This is a genomic window from Acinetobacter sp. 129952 (genome assembly GCF_056642055.1).
Genome location: NZ_JBWVSU010000001.1, coordinates 265,610 through 283,114 on the forward strand (window position 1 = coordinate 265,610; position 17,505 = coordinate 283,114).

A 17,505-nucleotide genomic window follows, 5' to 3' on the forward strand; every position below is an offset into this window, starting at 1 on the left:
CCCCGTAGTTTAAAGCGGGGCTCATATATAGATAATACTCCAGGAAAGGTGCAGATCATGTCTTACCAAACCTCTATACATTTTGATCCAACAGCTTTACTGATAATAAAAAATGAGGTTGATAACTCGATCAAGTTAGTCGAATCAGCAGTAAGCACCTTGGTAGAAGACCAGACTTTACCTTTTGGTATTGATGATGCATTAAATCAGTTCGAACAATGCGCCCAGGTTCTGGCACTCATCGACATGTCCAGTCTGGCAAAAGTCGCTCAATATTCAGCAGAACTGATGCGCAAGATTATGGGGAATCCGGCGCAGGTCAATACTCAAGAAGTGATCGCCTTGAGTGAAGGCACCACCATGCTGAAACGCTATATCGAATTTATCTGTCTGCGTGAAGTAAAAATTCCACAGTTTTTGCTGGACACCCTGAACCGTCTGGAACTGGCTTTGGGTAAACCACTGACGACTGAAGGCCAGCATGTAGAAGATTTATTGGATTGCGTCACCCCTGATTTTTCGTTGCCACAGGCACCAAGTCTGGAAAAATCCCAATATGTACACCGTCTGTATAAGCTGTCACTCAACAAGCTGATCAATCAGGAAGAAAGTGAACTGGATTTGCAAGCCATCAAACTGGTGGGGGCTTATCTGGCCGGACTTGCAGAACAACATGACAGCAAGCAGTACTGGAATCTGGTCTATGTCGCGTTAAACAATATTGAGCACCTGCTGATTAATGAGCCACGTCTACGCACCTTGGTGAGCATTGAACGCAACATGGCACAATATTTTAGCTCAGCAGACAGCTTCAAGGCTTCGTTGTCAGATTTAGCTAATATTCTTAGCCTGTGTATCAGTCAGGAAGATGAAACTGCGCAATCTATCCGTAGCCAGCTCAATGTGGGCGATGACCTACTGACCGATATGCAATTACAGGTCTTCAGTCGCCATCTGTATGGTCCAGACTTTGAAACCATGCATACCATCAGCGATTTGGTGACCACGGAAATGGCGCAAATTCGTAATGATATCGAGTTCAATTATCAGAATATGACGCCTGAAAAGACTCAGAAATTACAGGCTCAACTGAATAGTTTGGCCAATATCTTCAAGGTGTTGAACCTGAATGAAGCCTATCATGACCTGACCCGTCAGGCTGCTTCACTGAACCAACCGGAGATGATGCAGGATGCCAGCTTTGCCCAGCAGTTGATGAATGTGATTCTGTCTGCGATGAACTCGATTGGCGTACTGGAACGTCATCATACTTCGAGCCGCTTGCAGCTGCGTGTCAACAACATGAATATTTCTCTGGACCGTCTGGATGAAGCACACGCTGCTTTACTCACTGAAACTAAGGCTCTAATTGAGCTTTCCAGCCAGATTCTCAGCAATTACCTGCAAGATCATGACTTGACTGCACTCGAACCTGTTCCAGTACAGTTTTGCGAGATTGGCGGCGCGATGCTGTTCCTGAATGCAGAACATGTTCGTACTGCATTCACCACCACTGCAGAATTCATCAAGAACCGTATTGATCTGTCGATTGCATTAAGTCCGGAAGAAATTCATCGTGCTTTAGACACCCTGGCCAGTGCCGACATGATGATTGATAACTTAAAGAACAAACAGCCTGTATTACAGGCGATGTTTCAGGTAGCATTGGACAGTAGTGAGAAACTCAAAATAGTTGCCTAATGTCCAAATTATCACTTGCTTATATTTTTCAACAACAGCAACTGCTGGTCGATCAACACTTTCAACTTCCACGAGTTGAAGCCTTAGCAAGTGATTTGCTACTCCACACGGGTGATCAGGTGATTGCCCGTGATCTTCTTCCCGATGAGCCGATTCCTGCAGGCTTGCAACTGGTTCCCATCCGTCAGCTGTTACAGTTCTGGAATACCCAGCAATTCGAACAGGCCAGCCGCGCAGTACAACTTTTAGAATGGCGTCGTAACCATAAGTTCTGTAGTCATTGCGGTACAGCGACTGAAGCGCATGCTGTTGAATATGCCATGGTCTGCCCATCCTGCAACTACCGGCAATATCCACGGGTACAGCCTTGCGTTATTACCGTCATTACCCGAGGCAAAGACGAGATTCTGCTGGCCAAAAATGCACGTAATACTAAAAGCCAGATGTATGGACTGATTGCCGGTTTCATTGAAGTGGGTGAAACGCTGGAAGATGCAGTACGTCGTGAAACGCTAGAAGAAGTTGGCTTACAACTCAAGAATATTCAGTATCTGGCCAGCCAGCCCTGGCCTTTCCCAAGCAATCTGATGATTGCCTTCAAGGCAGAATATGCTGGCGGTGAGCTACAGCTGCAGGAAGAAGAAATTAGCGATGCGCAATTCTTTAAATTCGATCAGCTGCCTGAAATTCCGTTTAAAGGCAGTATTGCCCATGCCATGATCATGCATGTGACTCAAGGTACGCCCGTCGCAGACGACACCAAGACCTGGCTGTAAATCTGTATTTGAAAGATTTAGCCCAACGGCTCAAAAAAGAATCCAGGGGAGATCATCCACTGGATTCTTTTTTATCTAGTGCTTGGTTAAACTAACATATCAGTATCAGGATTTAAATGCATCCTCGAGCGCCCAAAGCACCTGTGCCTTGGTCTGGAAAAACCGGCTAAACAAACTGGAGAGTGAACCCACAATCGTAATATGACCAAGTTTCGGAATTTGAATCAGATGGCTATGATTGCCCTTCTCTTTCAGTACACGGTCCAAATCCTGGCTATTGAAATGCCCAACAATCTTGTCTTTTTCGGCAATAAACAGATAATGCCGGATTGAGCTATTTTTAACAAAATAATAAGGCATCACCTGCTGATAAGGCACCGCCTGATCAAATGCATCGGCACAGATCGGATCATTTTTGTAATCAAAATGATAAGGCCCCGCCAGACCAATAATCGCCCGGATTTGATTGTGATCATCAATGCTGGCAGATTGCGGATGATATAAGGCAGACATCACATTAAAGGCCCCGGCAGAATGTCCCATCAAGACCAGATTTTCTGCACAGATCTGCAACTGTCCAGCTGTCTGCTGCAAATGATTTAGCAACAGATGCAGATCATGAATATAGGTCGGGAAAATATGTTGTGGCGCCAAATGATAATTCATCAGCACCACGTCATAACCTTCTTTGGCAAAAGCCTCACCAATAAACTGATAATCCTTTTTATCGCCATGCAACCAGGCACCGCCATGTACAAACACAATCAGGGGACGATGTGGCAAAGGCTGCTGACTCCGAAACAGGTCAAAGCGTTGCCGGGATTTCAGACCATAGGCCAATTGGGTTTCGACCGTGTAACCCTGTTTCGGGGTCAAACGATTTAAAGCATAACTGCCAAAATCGTATAACCGAAAATCTTGATAATGTTGCTGAAACTGCAGAATACGCTGTGAGAGCTGGGTTTTAAACTGGCCGACCTTATGGTTCATAGGTCGGTTCAACCGTATCTGGATCAATGGCAACCGGTGTCTGTTCAATACCTGGCTGTGCATATGCCGGTGCAGCAAAATTCTGACTGGCCAGACTTGAGGATTGTTCAACATTATCGATCAGGGTCACAATTTTAGTGACATTACCCACCTGTTGTAACACCTGATTCAGGTCAGCAATCTCGGCACCATTTAAACGACCCATCACATACAGTACGCCATCTTCAGTATGCACATGCACTTTACTATCCGCTACCACAGTCGCTTTCATGATCAAGCCACGGGTATTTGCAGTCACCGCAGTATCCTGCATGATGGTGCTATAGCTGATCTGATTGCCGACAGTAATAAAATTATGTACCGCTTTGACATCACTCATGGATTTGACATTATCTTCAGCCAGTTGCTTTAAATGGGCATCCGGCACCTGACCGGTCAACAAGACATTGCCATGGAAACTTTCAATATTGACCCGGGCCTGCTTAAAGCGCGAATCCAATTTATAAAGATTAATTTTTGCAGTACGGACAATTGAGGAATCAATAAATACCTGCCCCAAGGTACGCGCCCCACTTTCAGTTCCGACAGGAGCCGTACCTGTGCCGCTGGAAATAAAACTTGCACAACCTGATAAACTTGCGACACACAGCATTGTTATTGCAATACGCTTAACCACTCAGCAAGACTCCTTCATTTTATTACGTCTTTTTCAATCTAATAATCTGTTTTCAAGCTCAGATCATGTCAATTCTGCTTGAACTTTACAATGATCTTGAAGCAAATATAAGCATCTTTAGACCTTATTTTGTTCAAAGGTTAATAAACTCTTGATCAAAAGTAAAAGCATTTTCAATCCATTCCAGATCATAAGGGTATTGCGAAAAGTCATGCTGTATGGTTTTTGCAAATTGCTGTTTAAAATCAAAACAAATCACGTCAAAACGATAGTAATAGTGTGCAAATTGTGGATTTTTCTGAATAAAGTACATCGCAGTCTTGAGCATCTTTCCCTGTTTCGCTCTGGAAACCGACTCGATCGCTTGCGCATATTGGGTTTGTGCACGCGCTTTGACTTCTACAAAGACCAGTTCCTGATCACGCACCAGAATCAGATCCAGCTCACCATAGCGACTGTGATAATTGGCTGCCAGCAGTTGAAAGCCCTGTTGCTGCATCCGTTGAGCCGCTTGCTGCTCCGCCCATGCACCTAGTTGCTGTTGCAGCATTGCTCTTTCCCTCATAATAGATTGACGCCTGTGCCACTGTACTGAAAACATTGTGGACTGCGCTGAATGCCATGTTCAGTGATCTGTATCCGGCCGGTTCTGCCCTGAAATTCAACATTCTGCGAACGCGGTTGCGACAAGTATTGCTGGGTGATCTGCCACGCATCTCCACCGAAGGCAATCAGCCGCTGATAGGACATATCCACCGGCTCTTTGACATAAGCCTGTAGAACATCCGGCCAGTCAGCCAGATAAAGTACCGGAACATCACAGAACTTGATCCCTTGTGGCAGCTTGTGCTGCTCGCTGATCGCATTGGCTACGGTATACATCCGTTTACGGCTTAATTCCGGTATAGTAGCCAGCCCTTCTGCATTGCCGAGGAATAACAGCCCCTGCTTCGGCATTAAAAAAATGGGTGCCTTGTTCACGATCTTAAATTTCAGATCACTCTGACTGAACAATGACATCAGCAACAGTTCATGCTCAGCTTCACTGCCCGGCTGGCGTAAAATCAGCAGCTGTTGAATTCCATCTTTGTGCAATAAGGTTTTTAAGGCAGCAGCATCTTCTTTTTTGGACAGGCTGAATTGCCAGACTTGGGGTAATGACCCTGCTACATCATTCAGGCTGAGGGTACGTACTTTAGGTTTGCTCTTGAGTAGTTGTTCCACATCGCTACGTGCCAATGGACCCACCACCATTTTGGTCTTTTTATTGACATGCTGTTTCAGTAGCTGGGAGATATTTTTCTGATTGGAATTGACCCATTTTAATGGAACTTTCTGCCCGGAAGTAGCATAAGCACTGAGAAAACCCTGTTTGATACTCGATGCAGCTCGCGCCAAAGGCCCGGATTCGGGTAGAATGATCAGCACTTCTGCTTGTACGCTGCTGATGGAGCTGACTAAACACAAGCCCAATATTTTATTTTTCATCTTCCATTTTTTATTATTCAATTTATTCCACATGGAGAAACCTATGAGTGCTCAGTTATTTGTTGTTGCGACTCCAATCGGGCACTTAGATGATATTAGTTATCGTGCACTTCAGGTGTTAAAGTCGGTGAGTCTTATTGCTGCCGAGGATACACGAACTTCAGCACAATTGCTTAAACACTTTAATATTCAAACACCTCTGACCGCTTGCCATGAGCATAATGAAAGCAACAAGATTGATCAGCTGATCCAGCGCCTGCTGAATGGCGAAGATATGGCCCTGATCAGTGATGCTGGCACTCCCCTGATTAGCGACCCTGGCTTTAAATTTGTCCGTGCTGCACAAGCGCATAATATTCGCGTGATTCCTGTACCTGGTGCTTGTGCGGCTATTGCTGCCTTAAGTGCTGTTGGCTTGCCGAGTGACCGCTTCAGCTTTGAAGGTTTTCTGCCATCCAGACAAAGTCAGCGCCTGCTGAATCTGGAAAAACTGAAAGATGAAACCCAGACTTTAATTTTCTATGAAGCACCGCACCGGATTCTGGAGTCCGTTAAAGATATGGCCAGCGTTTTCGGAGCAGATCGCCCGGTCGGTTTTGCGCGAGAAATCACCAAGACTTTTGAAACTATCAAGAAAATGACCTTGGGTGAATTGGTGGAATTCATTAGCAATGATCACAATCAGCAAAAAGGCGAAATTGTTCTGGTGATTGGCGGTGCCACCGAAGAAAAAGATCTGGATCAGGAAAAGCTGGATAAATTATTGAATCGCCTATTACAGGACCTTTCGGTCAAAGCTGCTTCACAACTGGCGGCAGATTTAACCGGAATCAAAAAGAAAGTCGCTTATCAACGTGCTTTAGAACTGACTTCGGCAAACGACTAATTGCTTTAGATTTTCTATTACGTTTGGATTTGCAAAAAAAAAACACCACATTGAATGTGGTGTTTTTTATAAGAAACAAGTTAATCAATAACTTATTCTTTGGCTACTGATTCATCTGCCGGCACTTCAACAATACGACCACCACTGGCAAGGAAAGCCGCAATCTCGTCTTCCAGTGCTTGACGCTTTTTCAGCTTTGCAGTGACGGTCAAAGTTTCAGCTTCTACAAGATCGGTATCACTGACGACCTCTGTGCTATCGACCGCGCCTTTTTCAGCGGCTTTTGCTTCATCATCGTCAACAATTGAATCTTCAACGTCGTCATCATAATCATTCATGTCTGTCATTTGCATCTCCCCAAAAATGGCCCTCGCTTGGTATTCCAAGTCAGGTATCGAATTAAGTGAAATTTAGCAATCTCTTCGACCTTCGCCTAGTACCAAACATCAAAAAATCGTATCTTTTTTAAACAAAATCGTTACTCTTTATTGGTGTTTGTTTAAAAAATTTACATTTCTGTCTTAAGCTGCGTAGCGTGTGTCTTTAAGTAAACCCAGACCATTGGCTTGCGCCATAAATGCATCTTTCAACATGGGCTGATTTTCTACCTGTTTCAGGCCGAAATTGCGTGCCCAAACCATCGGGAAGAATAATGTGGTTTCCATCCAACCAATCGCAGACATGCTGTGCATCATGGCATCATTCTGGCCCTTACGGCAATGCTCATAGCGTTTCAGGGTCTGCTCATGTGCCCATACGCCACGCGCCTGATCATGTAGCAAAACATCACAGAGCACGGCAGCATCCAGACAGCCAATATTCACCCCTTGTCCAGCTAAAGGATGAATTACATGTGCAGCATCTCCAATCAGGGCTAAACCGTCTTGAATATACTGTTGGGCAGCACGGGCTTTTAAGGGGAAAGTGGCACGTGGTGTCGCCTCTAAGACTCCACCCAACATATGCTGGCTTTCACGAGTCAAGAGTTGAGTAAATTCAGCATCTGACAACGCTGCATATTCTTCGGCATAATCCTCTGGCAAGGTCCAGACAATTGATTGCCAATGTCCCTGCTCTTCCGGATTAAGGCTGGCCATAGGTAAAAAAGCCAGAGGACCAGTTTCGAGAAAAATCTGACGCGCCATGTACTGATGAGGCTGAATCGTTTTAATCGCACAACTGATGCCTGCCTGTTTATAGTCCAGTACATCAATATCGATGAAAGCTTGCTCACGTACAAAGGAGTTTGCACCATCTGCACCAATGACCAGTTTGGTTTTGAGCTGAGTACCATCTTCCAGATGAATAATCCACACACCGACGCCACGTTCAACACGGCTGACTTTGACTTGTGTTCTATAATCTTGAACATTTTCCAGCATCTTTTGCTGAATGGCCAGATTCAGAATGCTGGGCTCCACCATCGAGCCTAAAGCCTGCTCTACCGATGGTGTTTTTTCTGAAGACTGGCCAAAATTAATTTCACCATAGCCATTTTTATTCCACACCTGCATACCAGTATAAGGCTGCTGGCGTACTAAATTTTCCCAGACACCCACCGTTTTTAACAGGTGAATGGTTGCCTGACTTAAAGCCAAAACACGCGGATTGGCCACACGCAAAGTTTTATCTGCATCCAGAATTGGCGCTGCATCCAGAACTGTAGGCTGCACACCACCTTGAGCTAACAGAAGCGCTGTAAGTCCACCAACCAGCCCACCACCAATAATGACGACGTCTAATATTTCGTTAGTTTGATTTAAGCTCATGCTTTTAACCCCATGGCATAATTTGCAACGAGTGGCTTGATGCCAGGAATCGTATCAAAAGCGATTAAACCTGTATTACGCATCAGCTTTAAAAATGGATTCTGGTTACTAAAGCCACGTACCACTGAATCACAGAACTTGATCACACGCTGCTGGTCACTGAGACGAGATTTTTCATAGTCTTGTAATATTCCAGCATCGCCCAAGTCTGCGCCTTGTACCTGCTGTTCTTTCAGGTAGCGCACCAATACATGCGCATCACGCATACACAGGTTAAAACCCTGACCAGCGACCGGATGAATCGTATGGGCAGCATTGCCCATCAATACGACACGGCCAACAGCCTGTTTTTCGGCTAACACTTGAGACAATGGAAAACTGAACCGTTTTCCGGTTTTCTGGAATTTTCCGGCACGATCACCATACGTTTCCTGTAAGGCATCCAGAAAATGCTGGTCATTTTCATCCCCCAACCATTCTCCTTCAGTACCTTTTTTCACTGGCCAGACCACTGAACGACGATACTCACCCGGTAGTGGTAAAAGTGCCAAAGGCCCTAAATGGCTGAAACGCTCAAAGCCCACATGAGCATGTGGCTTTGAAGTTTGTACTGTGGTCACAATCGCAACCTGATCATAATCATGTTCTGACGCACCAATACCCAAGGCTTTACGGCAGAAAGAATCCCGCCCATCGGCGGCAATAACCAGTTTGGACTGTAATTTTAGTGACGATTCACCACGCTGAGCTTCGATATAAGCAAAGTCTGTATCTTGGATAAGGGATGTCACTTGAACACCATCAATCAGTTCAATCAATGGCTCTTTTTTGACTTGGGTCAGCAGTACACGACCGAGCCAGGCATTTTCAATGACCTGACCAAAGCTTTCGACTTTTTCCTGTTCGGCTTTCAGTCGAGCCTTACCAAAACTGCCCTGTTCGGTAATATTCACTTCCAGAATTGGGGTAGCATGTTCTTGCAAGGCATTCCAAAGTCCAAGCTCCTGATAGATCTGCACGCTACGGCGTGACAAGGCACTGTTACGTGCATCAAAACTGGAATGATATGGCGCAAGATTTTCATCATCATAATTTGGGTATTTAATGGCTTCCAACAGTTTGACTGCAATATTGATTTTCGCCAACATCAATGCGAGGCTTAAGCCGACCATACCACCACCGACAATGATGACTTCTTGTTGCATGCTTACTTCCTTATCTGTTTATTCGCATCTATGGCGAATTACATAAAACGTATACTGATTTTATCTTACCTCAAGGCTTTAAATTTTTATAATGATTCGTTTTATTTAGTTTTCTCCATGATGATCCAGCCTATATTGAAAAACCAAGACATCGCGCTTTTCAGTCCCCAACTTCGGCAATACAGTATAGGCATTGATCCGTTCAACGATTTCAAACCCTGTCTTTAAAAGCACTTGGTGTGCCTGTATATGTTCTGCATCACAGAAAGTATCTAGTGATTTAAATGTAAGATATTGTCTAAAATACTGAATCACCGCTTTCATCGCCTCAAGCATATAGCCCTGCCCCTGAAATCGAGGACCAAGTCCGAAATGAATTTCAAGGCTGTTATTTTGCTGTTGAATAATCGTTAGTAACCCGATTGCCAGATGACTTTTTCGCTCAGCAATCACCCATGAAAATCCTTTAATCGGTTGCTGCCAATAGCTTAACGCCCATTTCTGCAACATCTGCTGAGTTTGACCGACTGTTGTATGCACCTGTCGTTGTAAGTATTTTGATGCTTCAACGTCGCCACAATACTCTTGGAATAATGAAAATTCATCTCCAACTTTATATGCTCTTAACTCCAACCAAGTTGTCTTTAATTCAGCAACTAAAATATTTATACTCACTTTTATCAACTCGGCATTAAAAAACGGAATGTTATTATTTCATTTGGCACTTATACGATTCGATCGCAAACCTAGTCAAATTGGTATAACTCGATCTACTCGCTTCGCACAATTTTGAATACATACTGATGCTCGTAGATCCTGAATGATAAAATTGTGAATCAAGCCATTTATAAATGAGCTGATATTCACTTTCAGTAGCAGGAGGCCCATTTACAATCACTATTCTTTTCTTATTTTAAGATAATTGTATAAATATAACTCGATCTTTGAGCTAACAGATATTTTAAAAAAATTTATCCAACCATGTACAATCTAATCTTATTTGTATGATAGTGATCATCAATCTTTAGCTAGGCATTGTTGTAGATCTGGGGATGGTTCTATTAATAACGTATAAACACCTAATAAAAAACCTCGGAAATCTACCGAGGTTTCTTCATCTTCCACACTATTTCTATCCTCTCGGCAAGTTACTCGAAGACATGAATCCTATCTTGCAAGAAACTCGCCCAAGAAGATTAGCTTAACGCACAATATTGGTATGATGATCTGTGTGGTGTACTGTTTTACCCAACTTCGTTCCTGTATAAATCAGGTACAATGCCGACAAACCAACCAATACATAAACAATTCGAGATAAGGCGCTCATATCACCAAAGATTGCAGCGACCAAATTAAAATCGAATGCACCAATTAAACCCCAATTAATGCCACCAATGATTGTTAAAGCATAAGCAATCCAGTCAATCGTATTTAATCTCATAAGTGTTCTCCTGCTCTTATTTAAGTTTATTTAAGGATCAGAGAAAGTATGAGAATCTCAGCCCATTTAATATGTAGCTTTGATGCTAAAAACGGATTTTCTGTGTTGACTTCCTGTCAATTTTTAAGCCGTAAATTTTACTTAGGTTAGTTTTATTTGACTTGTTCGATATAAACGTAAGCTAAATCACTTTTTGCTCGATGTGATATAGCTAGGAGTTCTTTTTTAAAATGGCATAGAAATGTCATAAAAAAAGCCGATCTCGCGACCGGCTTTCCGTATTTTTTCTCAAATTAAGCAGCGAGCGCTTTCGCCATCAATGCTTCAATCTCTTCTACCGTTTTGACAACTTTCGCAGTTAAAACCAGCGGGCCATTTGCAGTGGCTACCACATCATCTTCAATCCTGATACCAATTCCACGCCATTTGGCATCGACTGTTTCATCATCAGACGCGATGTAAAGACCCGGCTCAACGGTCACGACCATGCCCTCTTCATACGAGCGCCATTCACCATCAACCTTATAAGCACCGACATCATGCACATCCATACCGAGCCAATGCCCCGTACCGTGCATGTAGAACTGACGAAAAGCTTCTTTTTCTATAATCTCGTCGATATTACCCTGCATCAAGCCAAGATCGAGCAAACCCTGCACCAAAATACGCACTGCAACATTGTGAGGTTCTTTATACGAGTTACCAATTTGCACGGCATTGATCGCAGCGATTTGAGCATCCAGTACTACGTTATATAAGGCTTTCTGTTCCGGACTGAATTTACCATTTACCGGAAAGGTACGGGTAATGTCTGAAGCATAGAACTGATATTCAGCTGCAGCATCAATCAGGACTAAATCGCCATCTTTCAGTTCTTTGTCATTTTCTACATAATGCAGGATGCAGGCATTTTCACCGCCACCGACAATACTGTTATAAGCCGGAACACCGCCATTTTTGCCAAAGACATAATTCAGCTCGGCTTCCAGCGCATATTCCATCATACCCGGACGTACTGCTAGCATCGCTTGCGTATGTGCATCAGCAGAAATATCGGAAGCAATCTGCATCAGTTCGATTTCATTTGCATCTTTATGCAGACGCATTTCATCAACAATACGATCCAGCTGAACGACTTGCGCTGGCACAGAAGTACCACGACGGCTTTCACCACTTGCAGTTGCAATCCATTTGGCGACACGCGCATCAAACTCTGCATGCTGTCCAATGCGATAAAACAACTGATCTTTATTTTGTAACTTTTCTAAGATTTCTTCATCCAGCAAATCAATCGCATAGGCTTCATCTGCATCATAATCCTGAATAGCCCCATCAATACCCGCGCGGTAGCCATTCCAGATTTCCATTTCACGGTTGCGTTCACGACAGAACAAACTGTAGCTATAGCCTTCTTCTTCAGTGTCAAAGGTTTCAATCACAGCCACAGCTTCAGGTTCCGCGAATCCGGTTAAATAGAAGAAACTACTGTCTGCACGGTATTTATAATCTGCATCACGGTTACGCATAGCTACCGGACTGGTCGCGATAATAGCGATACTGCGTAAACCGATTTCCCCTGCGAGGATTGCGCGACGCTCCTCAAAAACTGCCTGTGTCAATTTCTTCATTACACCTTACTTCTTATCGATCGATACTTGTATTTAGAATATAGTCTTGAAATCAGACTATAGATTTCACTGTAAACAGCAAAATATATGCCTGATTTCAAGCAGCTGATGGTTCACCTCAGCATTTCATCAGCTTGGACGTTTAGGCGAGAAAATCTCGACCACACTTTGCGCTTCTGTGACAGCAGCTTTAGGCTGATTTTTTTGACTAAATTGCTGTAAGAGTGGTGTTTCTTCAACTTCGACCTTTTTACGCCCTAAAGACAGACTGACAGGAATCAGGCGCACAAATTCGTACAATTCCTGATAGCTTTCTTCACCTTCGGCATCATCGTCTGAGTCTTCAAATTCAACTGCGGCTACATCTTGTAAATGTTCAATCAGTTCAACTTCATCCTGACGGATATGTCCTGAAGCCAGTCCAAAACCTAAGACCACGCCGGCACACCAGTCCGCCAGAGCCTGTACGCGTTCTGAAAGCACATGCTCATCATCAGGCAGCAAAGGTAAATAATCCAGCTCATCTTCAGACAGTGCATGAAACACATCTTCAGCTTCGCCCGTCAACAACTCTAATGCTTCGGCATCCAGTTCAGGTACATCCAGTGTTTCTAAAATCTGTAACCACTCTTCACTGCTTGGCGCCTGGGTGACACAAACAATGCCTGTTAGCAAACCATGCAGTTCGCTAGGGCTAGAAATTTCCTCAATTGAAGAAAAATTGCGGTGCCATTCGGTCCAACCTGAAATATCGTCTTGCATTCGTTTATCCAATCTTTATACTGCTTATATATTACCTTTGTTTGCAACACTGTGCGACCTCGATATGTTAGAAGAATTACAGCGTCTACAAGTGCAGATCGGCGTGTTAAAAACGCGACTTGCACGGCTTGAAAGTGAAAATTCCAGTTTGCGCGAAGAGCAAGACTCTTCAATGATGCAACATCAACAGCAAATTGAACAAAAGAACAGCGTGATTGCGCAAAAACAACAAGAAAATGAAAATCTGACAGAACAATTGACGGATTCTCGTGCTCAATTTCAACTGCTTAATAATGATGCAACTGCACTGGCAGACCGTTATGGCAGGCTTGAAAAAAGCTGCACCGATCTGAAAAACCGTTTTCAGGAAATTCTGGCTGAACGGAATGAGCTGCGTGTGGTTAAGGAAAAGATGATTATTGAACAGCGTCATGCCCAGCAGGAAATCCAGCGTTTGACTCAGGAAGCTGAACGTTTAACCCAGAAAAATGAAAATGCCAAAGCCAAGGTTGAAGCAATTATTCAACGTCTGGCCATTCTTGGCACTGCGCAGGATCATCACGCACAGGAAATTCAACAACTGGCCCATCCGACTGAAGCGACTGAGGAAGCCTCATCATGAGTGAACAAATTGCAATTGATCTCAGAGTATTGGGGCATAGTTTCCGTCTGGCCTCTACTCCTGACAAGCAGGAAGAATTAGAGCGCGCAGCACAGTTATTGAATGACAAATATGATGAATTTCGCCGTAAAGCGCCACGCATGGAACCGAGTAAGCTGATTATTATGGTGGCACTTGAGCTGATGCAGGAGGTTTTGAATATGAACAGATCACTGCAACAATATGCGCATTGCGAGCGTTTGTTACAAACTATTTTAGAAGAAGTTGAAGAACTGACTGAATAATCTCGAATTCTGTTTAAACTTCGGACATTCGACCGAACTGTTTACAGTTCATGAACAGCATAGAGTTGCCACACCGGGATTATTGTTTATAATTAACTTAACTCTGAGGTGTTCGCCAGCGGGTCTATTCCCCTGCCGATACTAACACTTATGGGTGTGTTCTGTATATTTAGAGTGTATGCCCATCTTCGTATGGGAAACCCAGCAAGTATACGTCTCATCCTCCTTGAACTCATCGGGTTCAGGGTAACGACACATGCAGCGGCATCTTCGGAGTACTTCAATTTCTTTTTCTAAATATAATTATAATTTTTCCTGAATTTCCTCTTATTTTAATTTTGTAGTATTTCTCTCGAACATTCCTCTAGATTCATTTTATTGATGTATTCATCATCTGGAATGAAAAAAAATCTTTCGCTATAAAAAATATAGAGCTTTTACTTCCGTCAAAATCAAAAACTCTTTCAGTAACTTATTTTCCTATTTTTAGGCTATTTTGTCCCGATATAAAGTATGCATCGCCCAGATTGCAGCAGGAATCCATCCTAAAATCGAAATTTGAAGCATTAAGCACACTGTCGCTTCGGCTGGTCGATGAATGGTCATAAACAATGACCAAGGAAAGATAAATGCAATAATTGATTTCATTCTTAAAACCCTCTTTTTTGCAACGTTCTAACTTTTATCCAGTTGTTATTGGCACTTAAAACTGGCACTTAGATTTAGATATTTTTAATAGGATCAGCAGAATCTCTATACATGCTATTATCACGCTTAAAAATATCCAGAAAGCCTAATTCAGCCAGCTTAAATGAAGCTTAAAAATTATTTAAAATTTGCTGAGCCTTTGCATATTTTCAATCAAAATATTGACGTTTGAATGAAAAGCCTTTGCCTCAAATTTTGTTATGGAACAGGTTTATATCTAAATAAAACCCTAAATCCTTAGACCTTTATTTACTTACTGCAGCTGGTGTACTCAAGGGTGATATTCGCCAAATCACATCACCGACATCATCAGCAACCAAAATGGCACCCGAGGAATCTACCGCCACACCGACCGGTCGCCCATATGCATCGCCCTGATCACTTAAAAATCCGGTCAAAACATCCTGAGGTGGGCCCATCGGTTGTCCATTTTGAAAGGGAATAAAAATCACTTTATAGCCACTGTGCGGTTTGCGGTTCCATGAACCATGCTGGCCAATCAGCGCACCGTTTCGATATTGAGGCATCAGATCTGCCTTATAGAAGGCCAAGCCCAATGACGCAGTATGATTGCCCAATGCATAATCCGGTAGAATTGCCCGCGCAACTTGCGCAGGGTTTTGCGGTTTGACCCGCGTATCTACATGTTGGCCATAATAACTATAGGGCCAGCCATAAAAAGCGCCTTCTTTGACAGAGGTCAGATAATCAGGAACCAGATCATTGCCGAGCTCATCACGTTCATTCACCACCGTCCAAAGTGTGCCGCTCTGGGGTTGCCAATCCATGCCATTCGGATTACGCAGTCCGGTAGCAAAAGGTCGTACTTGAGCACTGGTGATGTCAAATTCCATGATCAGTGCTCGGCCCTGCTCTTGCTCTAAGCCATTTTCAGCTACATTACTGTTGGAACCCACTGTGATATAAAGTTTATTGCCTGCAGGATTGGCAATGACATTTTTGGTCCAGTGATGGTTTAAACGGCCTGCCGGTAAATCCAGCACCTTGGTACCGGCTGCTGTGATTTGAGTCATCCCGTTATGATAAGGAAAGCGCATCAGCGCATCAGTATTGGCTACATACAATGTATTACCAATCAGCGCCATGCCAAATGGAGAATTGAGATTCTGTAAAAATACGGTTTTTTGTTCAGCTACCCCATCTCCATTGCTATCGCGAAGCAGACTGATGCGGTTGGTACTGGGATGCGATGAGCCGGCACGTTGCATCACCCATTTCATAATTTTGCCTTTGATCCCTTTGCTGTCATCGGGCTTGGGCGGTGCATCGGTTTCGGCCACCAGTACATCACCATTCGGCAATACATACAGCCAGCGCGGATGCTGCAACCCTTTGGCAAATGCCTGAACTTTTAAACCTGTCGCAGGTGTCGGCATTTTACCTTCAGGCCAACCTTTAGCAGGCGCAATATTGACCGTAGGCAGCAAGCTTGATTTTGGTTTGGGCAAATGTGGCTGGGAACCATAACTGTCATTGATAGGCGACTTGGAAGGCATGGTACATCCAGTCATGGTTAGGAGAAGTGCACAGCTGGCACCTGTAAGTAAAAGTTGAATAGGCTGATGAAGCATTTTTATCTCTTGTTATTATCATCCTCAACTTACTTTAAAAAACAATTTGAGATGCCACTAGCGGGTTCTTGTTTTTTCTGGTTATGAATTGTTTATCAATTTTGAGTCAGGTCTGATGTTTTTCTTGTTGTAAAAAGCAGTTTATATCTTTAAATGAAATAATGCCAAGCCATTCAGTCTGTGCTTAGCGTAATTTCTAAAGTTAGTTCTATATTTTGATCTAGTCTGTATTTCTTAAAGCTCATGCATCATGACTAACTTACGCAGGACTAGAGGACAACATTTCTAGCGTAATTTTTTTCACCTCATTACGACTGTGCCGGATATGGGCATCTAATATAGAGAGACAGAACGCTGCATCTTGTGCAAGCAGCGCTTTTAAAATCTGTTGATGTTCGGCATAGGTAGCTGTAACCCGATAATCCTTGGAAAAATCCAGACGGCGTATGATGCGAATTTTCTCGCTGATCTCACTGTGAATTTTCGCCATTTCCGCATTGCCGGCTGCAAATACCAAATGACAATGAAATGCTTCATCTTGTGCGGATAACTTTCTGAGATCATAGAGATACTGTTCTGGCTTGATACACCAGGTTTGAATCAAAATTTCCAGAGCGGCTTTCAACTGATCTTCAGGCATCTGACAAAGTTGTTCGACTGCATAACATTCCAGCAAAATTCGCAGATCATATAACTCCTCATAGGCTTTAAAATTCAGTGGCCGAACCTGCCAGCCACTTCTAAACTGCACCTCGACATAGCCTTCCTGCTGCAGACGATATAAGGCTTGCCGAATGGGTGTACGGCTTACGGCATAGCTTTCAGCAATTTCTGATTCGGTAAACCGTTCTCCCGGCATGAGTTTAAAGTCAAAAATGTCATTTTTAATTTTCTGGAAAACCAGCTCAGACAGATTGTCTGAGCTTTTTCCGGTCGCTTTAGTGGCTGGATTAGGGACAAGGGTCATAGGCTCAATC

Annotated in this window: 19 protein-coding genes and 1 other RNA gene; 6 read left to right on the plus strand and 14 right to left on the minus strand. The window is 43.5% G+C overall.

What is annotated here, in order from left to right:
- Nucleotides 1-57 precede the first annotated feature (57 nt).
- Nucleotides 58-1,701 carry a chemotaxis protein gene (locus tag AC1IR0_RS01295; RefSeq protein WP_479741119.1) on the plus strand — a complete coding sequence of 548 codons (1,644 nt, stop codon included), beginning with the start codon at nt 58-60 and terminating at the stop codon, nt 1,699-1,701.
- Nucleotides 1,701-2,477, plus strand: coding sequence for an NAD(+) diphosphatase (nudC, locus tag AC1IR0_RS01300; protein ID WP_243475344.1), 777 nt, complete (start codon nt 1,701-1,703; stop codon nt 2,475-2,477). The genes AC1IR0_RS01295 and nudC overlap by 1 nt, the downstream gene beginning before the upstream one ends.
- A 105-nt stretch (nt 2,478-2,582) precedes the next feature.
- On the opposite strand, the gene AC1IR0_RS01305 is transcribed toward nudC, so the two are convergent.
- The 4 genes from AC1IR0_RS01305 to AC1IR0_RS01320 all read right to left on the minus strand — a co-directional run bounded on the left by AC1IR0_RS01305 (nt 2,583) and on the right by AC1IR0_RS01320 (nt 5,664).
- Nucleotides 2,583-3,467: an alpha/beta hydrolase gene (locus AC1IR0_RS01305; RefSeq protein WP_409666260.1), complete on the minus strand. Its 885-nt coding sequence runs from the start codon at nt 3,465-3,467 to the stop codon at nt 2,583-2,585.
- Nucleotides 3,457-4,143 (minus strand): BON domain-containing protein, encoded by a 687-nt coding sequence (locus AC1IR0_RS01310; RefSeq protein WP_409652626.1) that lies wholly within the window; start codon nt 4,141-4,143, stop codon nt 3,457-3,459. The genes AC1IR0_RS01305 and AC1IR0_RS01310 overlap by 11 nt, the downstream gene beginning before the upstream one ends.
- A gap of 133 nt (nt 4,144-4,276) precedes the next feature.
- The gene (locus AC1IR0_RS01315) at nt 4,277-4,693 is read right to left on the minus strand and encodes a YraN family protein (RefSeq protein WP_409652623.1); all 417 of its coding nucleotides are present in this window, start codon (nt 4,691-4,693) and stop codon (nt 4,277-4,279) included.
- Nucleotides 4,694-4,704: 11 nt separating this feature from the next.
- Nucleotides 4,705-5,664, minus strand: coding sequence for a penicillin-binding protein activator (locus AC1IR0_RS01320; RefSeq protein ID WP_409652620.1), 960 nt, complete (start codon nt 5,662-5,664; stop codon nt 4,705-4,707).
- Nucleotides 5,665-5,674: 10 nt separating this feature from the next.
- On the opposite strand from AC1IR0_RS01320, the gene rsmI reads away from it, so the two are divergent.
- Nucleotides 5,675-6,517, plus strand: coding sequence for a 16S rRNA (cytidine(1402)-2'-O)-methyltransferase (gene rsmI, locus AC1IR0_RS01325; protein WP_004279519.1), 843 nt, complete (start codon nt 5,675-5,677; stop codon nt 6,515-6,517).
- Nucleotides 6,518-6,609: 92 nt separating this feature from the next.
- On the opposite strand, the gene AC1IR0_RS01330 is transcribed toward rsmI, so the two are convergent.
- From AC1IR0_RS01330 to AC1IR0_RS01360, 7 genes are all read right to left on the minus strand, one after another.
- Nucleotides 6,610-6,864, minus strand: a complete 255-nt coding sequence (locus AC1IR0_RS01330; RefSeq protein ID WP_004646359.1) for a hypothetical protein — start codon at nt 6,862-6,864, stop codon at nt 6,610-6,612.
- Nucleotides 6,865-7,038: 174 nt separating this feature from the next.
- Nucleotides 7,039-8,286 (minus strand): FAD-dependent monooxygenase, encoded by a 1,248-nt coding sequence (locus AC1IR0_RS01335; protein WP_005107464.1) that lies wholly within the window; start codon nt 8,284-8,286, stop codon nt 7,039-7,041.
- Nucleotides 8,283-9,491, minus strand: a complete 1,209-nt coding sequence (ubiH, locus tag AC1IR0_RS01340; RefSeq protein ID WP_005107466.1) for a 2-octaprenyl-6-methoxyphenyl hydroxylase — start codon at nt 9,489-9,491, stop codon at nt 8,283-8,285. Before ubiH ends, AC1IR0_RS01335 begins: the two co-directional genes overlap by 4 nt.
- A 105-nt stretch (nt 9,492-9,596) precedes the next feature.
- Nucleotides 9,597-10,166, minus strand: a complete 570-nt coding sequence (locus AC1IR0_RS01345) for a GNAT family N-acetyltransferase (RefSeq protein WP_180037759.1) — start codon at nt 10,164-10,166, stop codon at nt 9,597-9,599.
- A gap of 526 nt (nt 10,167-10,692) precedes the next feature.
- The gene (locus tag AC1IR0_RS01350; RefSeq protein ID WP_004279510.1) at nt 10,693-10,932 is read right to left on the minus strand and encodes a DUF378 domain-containing protein; all 240 of its coding nucleotides are present in this window, start codon (nt 10,930-10,932) and stop codon (nt 10,693-10,695) included.
- A 293-nt stretch (nt 10,933-11,225) separates the two neighbouring features.
- Entirely contained in the window at nt 11,226-12,560 is a 1,335-nt protein-coding gene (pepP, locus tag AC1IR0_RS01355) for a Xaa-Pro aminopeptidase (RefSeq protein WP_409653316.1), read from the minus strand.
- Nucleotides 12,561-12,689: 129 nt separating this feature from the next.
- Nucleotides 12,690-13,322: a UPF0149 family protein gene (locus AC1IR0_RS01360; protein WP_479741120.1), complete on the minus strand. Its 633-nt coding sequence runs from the start codon at nt 13,320-13,322 to the stop codon at nt 12,690-12,692.
- A 64-nt stretch (nt 13,323-13,386) separates the two neighbouring features.
- Between AC1IR0_RS01360 and AC1IR0_RS01365 the strand changes: the two genes are divergently transcribed.
- The 3 genes from AC1IR0_RS01365 (at nt 13,387) to ssrS (ending at nt 14,509) form a co-directional block, all read left to right on the plus strand.
- Nucleotides 13,387-13,944 carry a hypothetical protein gene (locus AC1IR0_RS01365; RefSeq protein ID WP_479741121.1) on the plus strand — a complete coding sequence of 186 codons (558 nt, stop codon included), beginning with the start codon at nt 13,387-13,389 and terminating at the stop codon, nt 13,942-13,944.
- Nucleotides 13,941-14,228 (plus strand): cell division protein ZapA, encoded by a 288-nt coding sequence (locus tag AC1IR0_RS01370; RefSeq protein WP_004279505.1) that lies wholly within the window; start codon nt 13,941-13,943, stop codon nt 14,226-14,228. The genes AC1IR0_RS01365 and AC1IR0_RS01370 overlap by 4 nt, the downstream gene beginning before the upstream one ends.
- A 97-nt stretch (nt 14,229-14,325) precedes the next feature.
- Nucleotides 14,326-14,509: non-coding RNA, 6S RNA (gene ssrS, locus AC1IR0_RS01375), on the plus strand.
- A gap of 205 nt (nt 14,510-14,714) precedes the next feature.
- On the opposite strand, the gene AC1IR0_RS01380 is transcribed toward ssrS, so the two are convergent.
- The 3 genes from AC1IR0_RS01380 to AC1IR0_RS01390 form a co-directional block, all read right to left on the minus strand.
- Entirely contained in the window at nt 14,715-14,876 is a 162-nt protein-coding gene (locus AC1IR0_RS01380; protein WP_005246917.1) for a YqaE/Pmp3 family membrane protein, read from the minus strand.
- A gap of 305 nt (nt 14,877-15,181) precedes the next feature.
- On the minus strand, nt 15,182-16,468 hold the full coding sequence (locus tag AC1IR0_RS01385) for a PQQ-dependent sugar dehydrogenase (protein WP_479741151.1): 1,287 nt from the start codon (nt 16,466-16,468) through the stop codon (nt 15,182-15,184).
- A gap of 319 nt (nt 16,469-16,787) precedes the next feature.
- A complete protein-coding gene (locus AC1IR0_RS01390) occupies nt 16,788-17,495 on the minus strand; it encodes a GntR family transcriptional regulator (protein ID WP_180180377.1) in 708 nt (235 codons plus the stop codon).
- Nucleotides 17,496-17,505 lie beyond the last annotated feature (10 nt).